Source organism: Candidatus Aalborgicola defluviihabitans, assembly GCF_016705985.1.
Taxonomy (GTDB): domain Bacteria; phylum Pseudomonadota; class Gammaproteobacteria; order Burkholderiales; family Burkholderiaceae_C; genus Allorhodoferax; species Allorhodoferax defluviihabitans.
This window is the reverse complement of the sequence record NZ_JADJKN010000011.1, coordinates 1-14,248: the sequence shown is the minus strand read 5'-3', so window position 1 is coordinate 14,248 and position 14,248 is coordinate 1. Positions and strand designations below refer to the sequence as shown.

Here is a 14,248-nt window from a genome sequence, read left to right as displayed (position 1 = left end):
TTGCGCTAACGGCGGCGCAGCACGTGGATGAACTCGTCATTCACGGTCTGCTGATCCACCAGTTCGTTACCGGTTTGCTTGGCAAAAGCCTGAAAATCCCGTATCGAACCGGGATCGGTTGAGACCACCTTCAGGGTCTGACCGGTCACCATATCGGCCAGGGCTTTCTTGGCCTTGAGAATGGGCAAAGGGCAGTTCAGACCCCGTGTGTCAACTTCTTTGTCTGTGTGCATGGGATGTCATTCCTGCTTGGAAAATTCGATGAGAGTGGCTGTGTGGCCACGCGACTTTAATCATTCAGGCCATTTTGGCTTATTTTGCCACCTGGTTTTCGCTCAGGCGATGGAAGAAATCGCGCTATCCACCCCATCGCCAAGATCACCACGATGGTCAATGCGTTGGCAGGGATTTGCAGATTGAAATCTACCGTGCTGTGCATCAGCAGTGTCACGATAGCCATTGCCACACCAAATGCGATGCCCCTTGGCAGGCTTGATCGGCGCTGCGCCATAACCTTGACCACCGTCCACAATGTTCCAGTCACCAAAAGCCCCAAAAATCCCAATCCAATCAGACCATAGTCAGCCGCAATTTCAACATAATCATTGTGTGTATGGTCCACAAAAGAGCTGCCGTACGCAGGGGTGCGGTAGCCCATAAACACATTGTAAAAACTACCGCCTCCACTCCCCGCCCAAACAAAATCCCGCACCATTGGAAGAGCGGTACGCGCCGCTTCTGTCCGAGCCTCTATCGACTCTTCAGTGCTGCTGTCTCCCACGGCGCCCGATACTTGCGTTTGCTGAATGCGTTCGGCCACCTGTTCTATTCCCACCGCCGAACCGACCACCAGAATGTCGATAATGACCAAGCTGACAATGAGCGCAATGGTTCTCGGCGCCGTCTTGCGCATCAACACAACGCCCAGCAGCCCCACCACCATCAACGCAATGAAGAAGGCCGAATTGCCCATGCGTGACCGGGTCACTACCAGTGCAATAACCATCACAACCAGCAGCAGGCGCAAGCGGATCTTCGTGCTGAGCAAAAATTCAATTGCTCGCTTCAAACGCTCTTTCCAGCCTGCATGCTTATGCACCTCTGAGCCCAAACGGGCCAGCATCAAGCCGATACCCACTGAAAGGCACATATTCAAATAGGCCGCTACATGGTTGCGGTTGATGAACGTGCCAATCAAATTGCTGTGGGACACTGAAGAAAAGAAGAGGATGTACTCCGCTTTGATCGAATACAGCACAACACCAACAACTGCCTGCAACACCCCGCTCCAAACCAGAACCTGCGCAAGTCGATCCAGCCTCTTCCCATCGCGCACGGTGATTGCAGTGACGATGAATGCCGCAAAATAGGCAAACGACAATCCCGCCATGATGCGCGACTGAAATACATCCAAAGAGAGGGTCATCCAGACTGCGGGCTCCTGGGCCAGAGCAGCAACGGGTGAAATTACGCCCACCCAATTGGCGGGAAGGGGTATGGTCTGCACCCACGACAAACAGACAAAACCGGCAAGGCACAACAACGGCCACTTAAACAATGCCAGCCGTTGCATTGCTGCCTGCGGCACACGTCTCCAAACCACGACAGTACCCATCAGCAGCAACACCGCAAGACCTACCAAGAGTCCGATCGCCCAGATACGGTTACTTCCCAGCGGAAGCGGCGCCCAGACCAGCAAAAAAAGCAGGCCGCCAAATATCCACCGGTCGCCTACGGGATTTGCGCCATCGACAGCTTCACTGGACAGCGCCCATTCTTGTTCCCTGCTCATCTAAGTTCCATCGAAATCGGCTGAATGTAGCATGGAGTCTATAGACGCAAGTGCCGGATTCACTTAGACTGCCAGCCGGTGCCTTCAAGCCATTCCAATAATTGGCTGGGGCACCTACAAGTAGTATCTAGGTGAGGCTATGAGATGAAATACTTAAAAAATAATGGTTCTCGCAGCCATATATTTCGCATTGCTTTGCAGTTTTTCTGCAGCAAATTGTCACTTGCCAACTGCGGAGGTGCGCATTGATTGCAACTTTTGCATTGGCCTTTTCGCTTTCCGTCGTACTCATCTGCTTGCTGATGCCTGCGGCAAACCGCCTTGGGCTGCTTGACGCTCCTGATAGCCGAAAACACCACGACGGTGCGGTGCCCCTTATTGGCGGCTTGGCCATTTACATCGCTTTGGCCTTTGTTTTTTGGCAATCGCAACAAAGCATCTGGCTAATCGCGATTGGCTTTCCGCTGATGGTTGTTGGCCTGGCCGACGACCGGTGGGAAATATCTGCACGCCAACGCTTTTTGGTTGAAATCGTTTGTGCCTTTGTTGCGGTTGTGTATTGCGATGTGCGGCTCTATGACATTGGGGAGCTATTGCCCAATGTGGGTGGCACCTTGTTCCTGTTGTCCATTCCGCTGACCATCGTTGGTATGGTTGGCGTTATCAATGCAGTCAATATGACCGACGGCGTTGATGGATTGGCCGGGGGCCTGGCTACGCTCACTTTTGGTGCATTGGCATTTTTAACCTACCCAAGCGATCCGCAAGTGGCACTGCAATTGGTTGCGTTTGTGGCGGTTCTGTTGGGTTTTTTAGTCTTCAATTCCCGTTTTTTCGGACGCAAAAAGGCTGCCCTGTTTATGGGTGACAGCGGCTCCATCTTTATCGGCTTTGCCTTGTCGTGGTACCTCATCCAACTTTCGCAGGGTGCATCAGCCGTCTTCAAGCCGGTAGATGCACTGTGGCTGATTGCCGTGCCGTTACTGGACACCATGACCATCATGGCCAGACGCATGCGCCACGGCCGATCGCCATTTTCTGCCGACCGCGAACATCTGCACCACATCCTGATGCTGGCAGGCTTCGGCGCCAATCGCACGGTGCTCATTATTCTGGCATCCCAGGTTTGTTTCATTCTTGTTGCAATCGCCAGCATCCGCTTCAATGCGATTTCTTGGGTCATGTTCCTGCTATTTGTTGGAACCTTTGCGGTGTACTTCATGGCCATGAACCACGCCTGGAAGGTCATGAAACGTCTCAAACACTTTCGGGAGTGGGCTGGTATTGAAGACAGCCGAAGGGAAAATTACGAATCATCGGTCCTCACATCCGGTCCCGATCGGCGCAAAGCACCCGTTCAGAACCAGTAACTGAATGACAAGTATTGACACCCGCACAGCCCTGATCAGCGGCATTTCGGGGCAAGACGGTGCCTACCTGGCGCAGTTGCTTCTGCAAAAAGGGTACCGCGTCGTCGGCACCGCGCGTGATGCGCAGATGAGCACCTTTGGCAACCTGGAGCGGCTGGGCATTCGCGGCCAGGTGGCGGTGGTTTCCATGGCCATTAACGATTTTCGCAGCGTGCTGCAAGTTCTGGATAAACACCAGCCCGATGAAATCTACAACCTGGCGGGGCAAAGTTCGGTTGGGCTTTCGTTTGAGCAACCGGTTGAAACTTTAGAGAGCATCAGCGTTGGCACGCTCAACCTGCTTGAAGGCATGCGCTTCCTGAACCGCGATACCCGGCTCTATAACGCCGGTTCGGGCGAATGTTTTGGCGATACCCGTGGGGAGCCCGCGGATGAGCGCACGCCGTTCAGGCCGCGAAGCCCCTACGCGGTAGCCAAATCAGCCGCCTTTTGGCAGGTCGACAACTACCGTGAAGCCTATGGCCTGTACGCCTGCTCGGGCATTCTCTTCAACCACGAATCGCCACTGCGCCCTGAACGTTTTGTGACGCAAAAGATTGTGCGCGCCGCCTGCCGTATTGCAGCCGGCAGCCCGGATCAGCTGCAACTGGGCAACCTGGACATTCAACGTGACTGGGGCTGGGCTCCGGAATATGTTGACGCCATGTGGCGCATGCTGCAGTTGGCCAAGCCGCAAGACTTTGTCATTGCCACCGGCAAAACCCACGCCCTGCAAGACTTTGTGGCCCGGGCCTTTGCGGAGGTCGATCTCGACTGGCGCGAGCATGTGGACATCAACCCCGCGCTCATGCGCCCCAGCGACGTTGCAGTGAGTCGTGCCGATCCGCGACTGGCCGCCCAGCATCTTGGGTGGACAGCGCAAACCGATATGCCGCACGTGGTGCAGAGGATGGTGGCAAGCGAACAAGCCCTATTCGGTATCAAGCCAGGGCGTACGGCAACTTTCGACAATTCCTCTAGCCCTCGTGTAACCTTAACATGATGCTCCGAATTCTATAGCGTTAATCACAATGAATAATCCAAACGCACCATCTGCCAACCTGGCCCCAAAAGTCGCCCTCATCACCGGCATCACCGGCCAAGACGGCTCCTACCTGGCCGAGCTGCTGCTCGAAAAAGGCTACATCGTGCACGGCATCAAACGCCGTGCCAGCCTGTTCAACACCGCGCGCGTAGACCACATCTACCAAGACCCGCACATTGACAATGTCCGCTTCAAACTGCACTACGGTGACTTAAGCGACGCCAGTAACCTGACCCGCATCATCCAGCTGGTGCAGCCGGACGAAATTTACAATCTGGGCGCACAAAGCCACGTGGCCGTGTCATTCGAATGCCCCGAATACACCGCCGACGTAGATGGCATCGGCACCCTGCGCATTCTGGAAGCCATCCGCATCCTGGGGCTGGAGAAAAAAACCCGCTTTTACCAGGCGTCCACCAGCGAGCTGTATGGCCTGGTACAAGAATCTCCCCAAAAAGAAACCACCCCGTTTTACCCCCGCAGCCCCTACGCCGTGGCCAAGCTCTACGCGTACTGGATCACCGTCAACTACCGCGAAGCCTATGGCATGTATGCCTGTAACGGCATCCTGTTCAACCACGAAAGCCCGCGCCGTGGCGAAACCTTTGTGACCCGCAAAATCACACGCGGCCTGAGCAGCATTGCCCAAGGTCTGGAGAGCTGCCTGTACATGGGCAACATGGACGCCCTGCGCGACTGGGGCCACGCCAAAGACTATGTGCGCATGCAGTGGATGATGCTGCAACAAGACAAACCGCAAGACTTTGTGATTGCCACCGGCGTGCAATACAGCGTGCGCGACTTCGTCACCTGGACTGCCACCGCGCTGGGCATCACGGTCAAGTTTGAAGGGCAAGGCGTAGAAGAACAGGCCATCGTAGTGGCCATCACCGGCGACAGCGCCCCCGCCCTGAAGGTGGGTGACGTGGTGGTCAAGGTAGACCCCCGCTACTTTCGCCCCACCGAAGTTGAAACCCTGTTGGGTGACCCCACCAAGGCCAAAACCGAGCTGGGCTGGATTCCAGAAATCACCGCGCAAGACATGTGCAAGGAGATGGTTGCCAACGACTTAGCCCTAGCCAAACAGCACGCGCTGCTCAAAAAGCATGGATATGACGTGAACGTCAGCGTCGAATAAGCCAGCTTGGGCTATGCGTGGCCGAGAATGTTAGCGGTCGTTATCCGTCAGGGCAACGCTGAATAAAAATGCTACTGATTCAATAGTGGCACCATCAATATTGACGAGGGCTAGCGGCCGATTCGTTACTCAAAAAATTCCAAACCGGTACCGCACCACGTAGTAGCCCAGCTTCAGCATTTCTTCACCCACAAATCGGGCTGACTGCCGGTTTTGCCACCAGCGCCAGGTGGACCACCAGGTTGGGTTGGCTGCCACCAGCACGAAACGCAAATCAGACCCAAAAAAGTTGGACGCCCATGCGTAGCGCACACGCAGCATATGGGGCGGGTCGGTCACCACCAAGACCGACTTCCAGCCGTTGGCCTGCATGCGGGTGCGTGTGGTTTTAGCCTCGCCCCAGCTATTGCCGGGCAACACATCCTTCCACACCATTGCATCCGGAAAGCGTGTTTTGGCATCGGCAAGCTCGGCAGCAGTGGGGTCAATCAGCACCAAACGCGGCGCAAGCCCCGCCAACACCAGTTCGCGCGCGCGTGCATAGCGGGCGCCATCGCCACCGCCTAACATCACCACGGCATCCGCCCGTTGCGGGTTCGACGACGGCAAGGCGAGTATGGCGCCTGCACCCCAAAACCCCAGAAACGCCAACAGCAAGGCCAGCAGCCACCCTAACCCCGTGCGCTTCATGCTGTAGCACTCACTCAACGAACCAGCGCTGCGATCAGCTGCTTGACCACCGCCTCGGGCGAGAACAGCCTTACCGACAAGGCCTTGCAGCGTGCTGCAAACTCCGTATCGGCAGCCAGATCCTGCAAAAGTGCTTCGGCCAGACGCTGCAGCGTATCGGCTGAATGGTCCGAGCAGACTCGCCCTACTCTTTCGCCCTCAATCAATCCCATCAGGTCATTACCCGGGTTGATGCTGGCCAGCACCGGCAAACCACTTTGCATGTAGGTCAAGAACTTGCCCGGAATATTGTGCGTTTTGTGGCGTGGGTCAAGTGCTACCAGGCCAACATGGCACTGCGCATACAAACCAGGAATTTCGTCGGGGTGAATTTCATCGTGAAAGGCCACGTTACTCAAACCCCCGCACCTTCGCATCGGCTGCCAGGCTTTGGGTATCGCTACCGCGCCCCACAAACAAAAACCCGATATCGGCCCGATCGCGCAAACGCTCGGCCAGGTCAAGCAACACACCCATGCCTTGCGCCACGCCCATATTGCCGGCGTACACAAACACCTTGCGCCCCGCCAGCGCCGTTTTTGCCAGGTCGATGGTGCAACTGATCTCAGGTGCGTGGGCCAACCAGTTCTGCAGCACCTCCAATTGCCGGCCCGCACCAGTGGCCCAGTCATTGAAATAGGTCAGGTTACCGGGCGTCTGCACACCAATGGTGTCAGCCACCGAATATTGGTAATTTGCCACCGCCTTAAACACCCGATACGGCAAGCCACGCCCCATCAGTCCCATGTCGGCTGCCCATTCAGGAAAAATGTCGCGAATGATCAGATAGCCCTTGCAATGGCTGGATTTCTTTAAAGCACTGGCCAATGGACCATGAAAAATGCTGGGCGCGTACCAAACCACACCATCCCAACGCTGCTTTGCCAGTGGGCTGTTGCGCAGGTTGCGCAGCATGGCAAACGGCATCACAAACTCATTCAACGTGCGCCGCACATAACCAATGTCTTTGGTTTTTGGAGCGCGCAAGCGCAGCAACTGCACACCATCCATATCCTCAATGGCCCAAGGCTGATCCAGGTCGGCTGATGGCAGCATCACTGTCAGCGCGTGCCCCTGCCGCACAAACTCGCGTGACAGATCGCGCAACTGCACCGCACCCGACGTACGCAGCGGGGGAAAGGTGTCGGCAATCAGCGCAATACGCATGCAATGCCTTTAGTACTTCTTCCAGACCACCCGGTTTACATAATCGGTATAGCTGTGGATGATGCGCAGCACCTTGTCTGCCACGTTGGGCATGCTGTAGTCGGCCACCAGGCGCAGACCGCGCTCTGCGCCGCGCGGTTGCGTAGCCAAAATAGCCAAACCCTGGCGCACCCGGTCTACCTCCAGCCCCACCATCATCACGGCGGCTTCTTCCATGCCCTCGGGGCGCTCATGGGCTTCGCGCAAATTGAGCGCAGGGAAGTTGAGGATAGAAGACTCTTCGTTGATCGTTCCGCTGTCGGACAACGACGCCCGGCTGGAAAGCTGCAAACGTACGTAGTCATGAAAACCCATTGGCTTGAGCAAACGCACCAAGGGGTGAAAGGTGGCCCCGGTGGCATCGATGCGCTTTTGGGTACGCGGGTGCGTGGACACAATGACCGGCAGCCCGTAGTCCGCTGCGACAGTGTTCAGCACCTCTACCAGCTTGCCAAATGACTGGGGCGACTCGATGTTTTCTTCGCGGTGCGCGCTGACCACAAAGTAACCGCCCTCTGCAAGCTCCAAACGGGTCAACACGTCCGACGCATCAATACGTGGCCGGTAATGCGTCAGCACCTCAAACATCGGGCTGCCGGTCTTGATGACCAAGTCCGGCGGCAAGCCCTCGCGAAGCAGGTAGTCGCGGGCAATGGTGCTGTAGGTCAGGTTGACATCGGCCGTGTGGTCCACAATGCGGCGGTTGGTCTCTTCGGGCACGCGCTGGTCAAAGCAGCGGTTGCCCGCCTCCATGTGAAAGATGGGAATTTTGCGCCGCTTGGCCGGTATCACCGCCAGGCAACTGTTGGTGTCACCCAGCACCAGCATGGCCTCTGGCTGCAAGTCGGCCAGCACCTGGTCTACCGCAATAATCAGGTTGCCAATGGTGTGCGCGGCACTGGTCGTGTTGGCCGCGCAGTTCAAAAAATGGTCAGGCTTGCGCACACCCAGGTCGTCAAAAAAGACCTGGTTTAACTCGTAATCATAGTTTTGGCCGGTGTGTACCAAGATATGTTCACAATGCTCATCCAACCGGGCCAGCACGCGCGAGAGTCGAATAATCTCGGGCCGGGTGCCGACTACGGTCATGACTTTCAGCTTTTTCATTTCTTTCCTTTGTCTTGGGGCGTCATGGCGGACGGTCTTTATCATGCGAAAAGAATTCGCTGGGCCAATTGCGCAAAATAGTCTTTCGACCAAATCTCCAGGCCAGCAGGTTCACGAACAAACGGCAGCACATCGCTTCGTGCGGACGCGATATCAAGCGAAGCAATACGGTCTTGCAACATTGCCAGAAATTCTTCCTGCCCCAAGGCCTCACCTTGCCAGTGGCCGCTTTGTCTCGCTCTTTCTGCAAAGTGGCTCAAGTTCAATGTGACAGACCGGCGCACATACCACTCAAAGTCAAACCAGTCGCGTCCCTTGACACGGTTCTTCCATTTTCTGAAGAGCAGGGCATGCATCTTGCCTGCATACAAATCGGGCAAAGCGAAGCAATTTACATAAAACGAATACGGTTGCAGCAAAAGCTTTTGCTCGGACAAGAACAACTGCGGCGGGTCCGTGTCTACCTCAAACTTGATTTTGAGCGCTCTTTGGCCCTGGACATTGATGTCGTACAAACTAGATGACTTCTTCAGAAATGCAGAGGCAATGTCGGTCACCGCAGTTTTTGCTCGCCCCAAAGCCCAACGCGGGCCGGAAAACGACGAAAGCAAAACCCACCACGATTCAATCCGGCCAAGCTCCTGCATCACCTCACGCAGTGCATGTGAGGTTTGCTCGTCGGTCTCACGCGGGTAGCGCGACAGCATTTGCTCTACTACGGTTGTCATGGCAACGCCTCCACCGCTTTTTGCAGGGCCTGCAAGTGCCGCACCTTGTAGCCAGCTGGGCGCTGCCGATCGTCCGATATCGACATTGCGCAGCGCATCGGCGTCGATGCGCAAATCTTCCAGCAAAATTGCTGCATGCCTGCACCGATGTTGCCTGCAGCTTTCTTGTAAGCACCACCTTGTCGCACAGCGCCTTGGCGGGTGTCGCCATCAAGTAAAACGTGCCATCTGAATGAGCGGCCTGGCAAATACCTGGGCTGTACAGCGCCGCCGGCAAATGCGCATAAGTAAAAAGCCCCAGCGGTGTTGTGCAAATGCGCGTGCGGCGCGTGGTGACCGATGTTACCGTGACCACCCCCTCGGGAATCAAACCATAGTGACTCAGTGCAGAGTCCAGCGACACATAAGACGGGCCATAAAGCAAGTTGGCCACCAACGGCATCGATACCGGCCTGTCCTGCAAATCTGGCCCCAGCACATACAAGCCGCGTCTGAGCGCCACGACTACACCTGCGGCCAGCCAACTTGCAATCTTGTCATTGGGTCGACGATAGTCGGCCAGCAAAGACATTAGCACCCCGTGTCCGAAAGGCGTACTGCCCAACGCACGAAGTCTTTTAACGAAAGAAAACTCGCTTTTTTGCATTGATAATCTAATAATAATCGATTTTCAATACAAAAATTCTACTTCATCATTGCAACTTGGTTGCCAGGCCGGGTGCCTACAACGGGCACGCAAACGTATCCGGCCGCTCACGGTCAAACACCTCGTTGGCCCACAGCATCACCACCATTTCGTCCTGGCCCATGTTGGTAATGTCATGCGTCCAGCCCGGCACGGTTTCTACAACCTCGCTTTTGTCGCCCGTGGTAACCAGCTCATGCGTCTGGCCGGTTTGCATGTGGCGAAACTTGAAGCGGGCCTGGCCCTTGATCACCAAAAACTTCTCGGTCTTGGAGTGGTGGTAATGCCCGCCGCGTGTAATGCCCGGGTGCGCGGTGAAAAACGAAAACTGCCCACAGTCTGGCGTCTTGAGCATTTCGGCAAACACGCCACGCGGGTCGGCGTATTGCGGCACCGTGTAGGTAAACAGCTCTACCGGCAGGTAGCTTACATACGTGGAATACAAGGCCCGCACCAGCCCGGTGCCCACACGCTCGGTCATCAGCGTGGTGCGGCTGTCTCTAAAAGCCGCAATTTGGCGGGCCAACTCGCCCACGGTGGTGGTGTATTGCGGGGCCACCGTGGCAAAGCCATCTGGCCCCAAGGCCGCATCGGCACCGTCCATTAGCTGTACAAAGCGGGCAATGACGTCGTCCACATACACCAGCGTGACCGGTGCTGCCGGGTCGTTTACCTGAATGGGCAGGCCGCGTGCCACGTTGTGGCAAAACGTGGCCACTGCCGAGTTGTAGTTGGGCTTGCACCATTTGCCAAACACATTGGGCAGCCTGAAGATGTGCACCGGCACGCCGTGGCTGGCGGCTGCGGCTTGCAAGGCGTTTTCGGCAGCCAACTTGCTTTGGCCATAGGGGTTGTCACGCCCCGCCTGGGTGCTGGATGTGCAAACAATGGGTATCTTTTTGCCCGTGGACTGCGCTACAGCACACACTGCCTGGCACAGTGCCTGCGTCAAATCCACATTGCCGGTGGTGAACTCTTGCGGGTCTTGCGGGCGGTTGACACCAGCCAGGTGAAACACAAAGTCCACCCCCTGCAGCAGATCTGGCAGTTGTGCCACGCTGCGGCTGCGGGTAAAGCAAACCACCTCTACATCCTTACGCTCTGCCAAATGCAGCTGCAGGTTTTTGCCAATGAAACCGTCAGCACCGGTAACTAGCACTTTCATCGCTTAGTCCTGCGCCACCACTTGCTCACCTCGCGCAATGCGCTGCATAAAGTCCAGCTTGAGCAGCAAGGCCTTCATGCCCTCTACATCCAGGCGGGTGGTGTTATGTGAGTGGTATTCCTCGGCATGCGAGCTTTTGGTTAAGCCCGAAGAGCCTACCTCTACAAACTTGGCGTAGTTCAGGTCGCGGGCATCGGGGGGGATGCGAAAATAATCGCCCAAGTCTTGGGCACAAGCCATTTCCTCACGGCTCAGCAAGGCTTCAAACAGCTTCTCGCCATGGCGAGTGCCAATGGTGCGCACCGCGTGGTCGGGCTTGCCCATTAGCGACAAAATGGCCTGGGTGAGCACACTCACCGTGGCCGCCGGAGCCTTTTGCACAAAATGTCGCCATTGTGGCCATGTTCAAAGGCGTAAAGCACCAGGTCCACCGCGTCGTCCAGCGTCATCATGAAGCGGGTCATTTCGGGGTCGGTCACGGTAATGGGCTTGCCGGCCAGCACCTGCTCTACAAACAGCGGAATGACCGAGCCGCGCGACGCCATCACATTGCCATAACGCGTGCCGCAAATGACGGTGTGGGTGCCTTCCAGGTTGCGGCTGGCGGCCACCATCACCTTTTCCATCATGGCCTTGCTGATGCCCATGGCGTTGATGGGGTACACCGCCTTGTCGGTGCTGAGGCACACCACGCGCTGCACGCCGGCGCCAATGGCGGCTTCCAACACATTCTCGGTGCCCAGCACGTTGGTGCGCACCGCCTCCATGGGGTGAAACTCACACGACGGCACCTGCTTGAGCGCCGCCGCATGAAACACATAGTCCACCCCGCGCATGGCTGTGCCACGCTGCGGGCATCGCGCACATCGCCAATGTAGAACTTGAGCTTGGCGTGGTTGAAGCGCTTGCGCATGTCGTCCTGCTTCTTCTCGTCCCGGCTGAAGATGCGGATCTCGGCAATGCCGGTATCCAGAAAGCGCTTTAGGACGGCGTTGCCGAAGGAGCCGGTGCCACCGGAGATCAGAAGAGTTTTGTTGTCGAACATGATTTCCTTTGAATATGGGCGTGGCAATACCAGGTAAGTCGCCAGAGGGCCCCCCGGCTCCCAGAGAATCCGAAGGCCGGAATTTTGCACAGGCCGTGCCCGCCGATCCATCTCGTACCGCTTATATTCCCACATACGGTAAACCTCGGTGCGCAAACGCGCCCATCTCAACCGACCCGGCCCGCGCGCCAGGCACTAATACCAACAAGTGATACAAAACAATATGACGTATCGACCGGGAATTTTCCAGAAATTGCGCTTGAGCCACATGCGCCGCTCCAATGCTGTACCAAAGAACCGAGGCGGCAGGGCGAGTGCCTTACCTTCAAACTGGCTGATCGCCTCTGCAGTCGTGTAGCGGTTCTGTTTGGTTAGCCAATGATCCAGGTCAGGGCTGTCGTGATGTTCCAAATAGCCAGTGGAGTGGCTCATACGGCCTTCTACCAAGGGATGCTCGTTGACTGAAACATCCGTGAACCGGCATGTACCCGTTCGCCAAACCCTAAGAATCGGTTGCCGCACAGGCAATACGGCCCCCATAAACCAAAGACGGCGCTGGATAACGATGCCCTCTTGCTCACCACCTTTGACCAAGCGCTCGATAGATGCCTTCAGTTCATCCGTCAAGTGCTCATCTGGGTCCAACTTCATGGTCCACGGCGCAGTTATCGGTAACTCATTCAAGGCAAAGTTCCACTGGTCTCCAAACCCTTTGAAGCGCCGCTGTACCACGCACCCCATGCCGCAACGCGATGCTCACCGTGTCATCTGCGCTGCAACTGTCTACCAAAAACACTTGCTGCGCCCAGCCAGCAAGGTTCTCTAACACGGCCTCCATGTTGTGGGCCTCGTTCAGCGAAATCATTACCACTGCCACGGGTGTTGTTCCTTGTTTCCAGCCTGACGTCTTAGTGGTAGTCATTGATGATCAGACTTTTTGGGCATAGATGTTGATCATCATTCCAAGATGCGAAGAATCTATTGCACTAGCTGCGATTTTCGAAAACGGCACGAGACTCGTTCCCATCAAATCACCGAAACGACTTCGCAGTGCAGACTTAGGGATTCGCGTTATCCACTGACGTTCGACGACTTGAAATCCATGCTTCTGCAAAAGCACGGATAGTGAACGAGTATTGAAAAAATTAATATGTGCAGGTGGGCATATATAGGGCTCGCGTTCTTGCATGAGATAACGAAATATGCTTCCAAAATTAGGAAGGGCAATAACCAAATGACCATTTTCCTTCAGTAGCCCTTTAGCCTTAACAATCCAATCATTAAAGTCTAGAGCGTGCTCCAAAATTTGACTCATCAAAACCACCGAAAATTTCCCTGATTCGCCTGAAAAAGCTTCGAAAGACGATGCAATCGGTTGAACCCCAAGCATCTGAGTCGCAATGGCACGCTCGGTTTTGGCAAGCTCAATGGATGTCACTTGGTATCCACGAGACTGCGCAGCCTTGCTGAAAAATCCATATCCACAACCAACATCAAGAAAGTGTTTGACCACGGAATCTGATGAATCACCCTCTTTTAACCCAGTGATAGTTGTTAGCGTATCAAGAACTCGCTTCGCATCGATACTGAGTTCGGCTCCAATTTTTCGCGCTCTACTACTGTTTCTAAAGATTCAACTTTCGCGACTACAGAGCCAACCTGACTCGCATGACCAGTGTTTTGGTAAAAATTCATCAAAAAATCTATGCTCGGCCGGGGATTTGCGAATGCAAAGCCGCACACAGTGCATTGATCAATCGGCCAAACATCGTTGCCAGACTGCTTAACGCGCCATTGTTGATGCGCACCACCGCAAACAGGACACACTGAGTAGAATTTCTTCTTGTCGTCTACGTTTTCACCTGAAATTCTCCTGTTGCTGCTGATCATTTAATTAATCTTCACCCACACTCGGGTTCACCACCGGACAGCAACCACCATAGGGCTACATCCATTTTTTTCCAATGGCTGCCCAGCCAGTCCGTTCCATCCATGCACGGCCCGGCGGCTCCATAGCTGCCAACTTTCGACTGGTAACCGCATACCACAAGGAGTGTGGTGGCCAAAGTATCCACATCGTTGGCAACCCACCAGCCGCAACACCCGTTTGCAAACCAGACCAAGGCGCTCCAGTGCTCACGATATTGGACAACCATGCGCCAATGCCTCAGCCACCACCATGCCAAAGTTTTCTGAATG

The 14,248-nt window shown here is 55.5% G+C and carries 14 protein-coding genes and 1 pseudogene; 3 read left to right on the top strand and 12 right to left on the bottom strand.

The window, feature by feature from the left end:
• Positions 1-5: 5 nt before the first annotated feature.
• Both IPI80_RS12565 and IPI80_RS12560 read right to left on the bottom strand, forming a co-directional pair.
• Positions 6-233 (bottom strand): sulfurtransferase TusA family protein, encoded by a 228-nt coding sequence (locus IPI80_RS12565; RefSeq protein ID WP_413860566.1) that lies wholly within the window; start codon positions 231-233, stop codon positions 6-8.
• A gap of 56 nt (positions 234-289) precedes the next feature.
• On the bottom strand, positions 290-1,792 hold the full coding sequence (locus IPI80_RS12560; protein WP_413860564.1) for an O-antigen ligase family protein: 1,503 nt from the start codon (positions 1,790-1,792) through the stop codon (positions 290-292).
• Between the two features lie 245 nt (positions 1,793-2,037).
• On the opposite strand from IPI80_RS12560, the gene IPI80_RS12555 reads away from it, so the two are divergent.
• From IPI80_RS12555 to gmd, 3 genes are read left to right on the top strand one after another with little or no spacing between them, the layout of a single operon-like run.
• A complete protein-coding gene (locus IPI80_RS12555; RefSeq protein WP_413860562.1) occupies positions 2,038-3,162 on the top strand; it encodes a hypothetical protein in 1,125 nt (374 codons plus the stop codon).
• 4 nt (positions 3,163-3,166) lie between these two features.
• Positions 3,167-4,204: a GDP-mannose 4,6-dehydratase gene (locus IPI80_RS12550; RefSeq protein WP_413860560.1), complete on the top strand. Its 1,038-nt coding sequence runs from the start codon at positions 3,167-3,169 to the stop codon at positions 4,202-4,204.
• Between the two features lie 28 nt (positions 4,205-4,232).
• Positions 4,233-5,384 carry a GDP-mannose 4,6-dehydratase gene (gene gmd, locus IPI80_RS12545; protein WP_413860558.1) on the top strand — a complete coding sequence of 384 codons (1,152 nt, stop codon included), beginning with the start codon at positions 4,233-4,235 and terminating at the stop codon, positions 5,382-5,384.
• 129 nt (positions 5,385-5,513) lie between these two features.
• Here the strand turns inward: gmd and IPI80_RS12540 are convergent, their stop codons facing one another.
• The 10 genes and pseudogenes from IPI80_RS12540 to IPI80_RS12495 all read right to left on the bottom strand — a co-directional run.
• Positions 5,514-6,074, bottom strand: coding sequence for a YdcF family protein (locus tag IPI80_RS12540; protein WP_413860556.1), 561 nt, complete (start codon positions 6,072-6,074; stop codon positions 5,514-5,516).
• Between the two features lie 14 nt (positions 6,075-6,088).
• On the bottom strand, positions 6,089-6,463 hold the full coding sequence (locus tag IPI80_RS12535) for a hypothetical protein (RefSeq protein ID WP_413860824.1): 375 nt from the start codon (positions 6,461-6,463) through the stop codon (positions 6,089-6,091).
• Position 6,464: 1 nt separating this feature from the next.
• On the bottom strand, positions 6,465-7,280 hold the full coding sequence (locus tag IPI80_RS12530; protein WP_413860554.1) for a glycosyltransferase family 4 protein: 816 nt from the start codon (positions 7,278-7,280) through the stop codon (positions 6,465-6,467).
• Between the two features lie 9 nt (positions 7,281-7,289).
• A complete protein-coding gene (locus IPI80_RS12525; RefSeq protein ID WP_413860552.1) occupies positions 7,290-8,426 on the bottom strand; it encodes a UDP-N-acetyl glucosamine 2-epimerase in 1,137 nt (378 codons plus the stop codon).
• A 41-nt stretch (positions 8,427-8,467) separates the two neighbouring features.
• On the bottom strand, positions 8,468-9,280 hold the full coding sequence (locus IPI80_RS12520) for a nucleotidyl transferase AbiEii/AbiGii toxin family protein (protein ID WP_413860550.1): 813 nt from the start codon (positions 9,278-9,280) through the stop codon (positions 8,468-8,470).
• Positions 9,281-9,876: 596 nt separating this feature from the next.
• Positions 9,877-11,004 carry a UDP-2-acetamido-2,6-beta-L-arabino-hexul-4-ose reductase gene (gene wbjC / locus IPI80_RS12515; protein WP_413860548.1) on the bottom strand — a complete coding sequence of 376 codons (1,128 nt, stop codon included), beginning with the start codon at positions 11,002-11,004 and terminating at the stop codon, positions 9,877-9,879.
• A 3-nt stretch (positions 11,005-11,007) separates the two neighbouring features.
• Positions 11,008-12,049 (bottom strand): annotated as a pseudogene (locus IPI80_RS12510) (polysaccharide biosynthesis protein).
• A 195-nt stretch (positions 12,050-12,244) separates the two neighbouring features.
• Positions 12,245-12,733, bottom strand: a complete 489-nt coding sequence (locus IPI80_RS12505; RefSeq protein ID WP_413860546.1) for a hypothetical protein — start codon at positions 12,731-12,733, stop codon at positions 12,245-12,247.
• 244 nt (positions 12,734-12,977) lie between these two features.
• Positions 12,978-13,562 (bottom strand): methyltransferase domain-containing protein, encoded by a 585-nt coding sequence (locus tag IPI80_RS12500; protein WP_413860544.1) that lies wholly within the window; start codon positions 13,560-13,562, stop codon positions 12,978-12,980.
• 388 nt (positions 13,563-13,950) lie between these two features.
• On the bottom strand, positions 13,951-14,248 hold a 298-nt coding region (locus IPI80_RS12495), incomplete at its 5' end, for a hypothetical protein (protein WP_413860542.1).

What these genes read in the sequence shown, in the direction of transcription:
- IPI80_RS12565 (WP_413860566.1), bottom strand. Translation starts at nt 233, where the DNA reads ATGCACACAGACAAAGAAGTTGACACACGGGGTCTGAACTGCCCTTTG.
- IPI80_RS12560 (WP_413860564.1), bottom strand. Translation starts at nt 1,792, where the DNA reads ATGAGCAGGGAACAAGAATGGGCGCTGTCCAGTGAAGCTGTCGATGGC.
- IPI80_RS12550 (WP_413860560.1), top strand. Translation starts at nt 3,167, where the DNA reads ATGACAAGTATTGACACCCGCACAGCCCTGATCAGCGGCATTTCGGGG.
- gmd (WP_413860558.1), top strand. Translation starts at nt 4,233, where the DNA reads ATGAATAATCCAAACGCACCATCTGCCAACCTGGCCCCAAAAGTCGCC.
- IPI80_RS12540 (WP_413860556.1), bottom strand. Translation starts at nt 6,074, where the DNA reads ATGAAGCGCACGGGGTTAGGGTGGCTGCTGGCCTTGCTGTTGGCGTTT.
- IPI80_RS12530 (WP_413860554.1), bottom strand. Translation starts at nt 7,280, where the DNA reads ATGCGTATTGCGCTGATTGCCGACACCTTTCCCCCGCTGCGTACGTCG.
- IPI80_RS12525 (WP_413860552.1), bottom strand. Translation starts at nt 8,426, where the DNA reads ATGAAAAAGCTGAAAGTCATGACCGTAGTCGGCACCCGGCCCGAGATT.
- wbjC (WP_413860548.1), bottom strand. Translation starts at nt 11,004, where the DNA reads ATGAAAGTGCTAGTTACCGGTGCTGACGGTTTCATTGGCAAAAACCTG.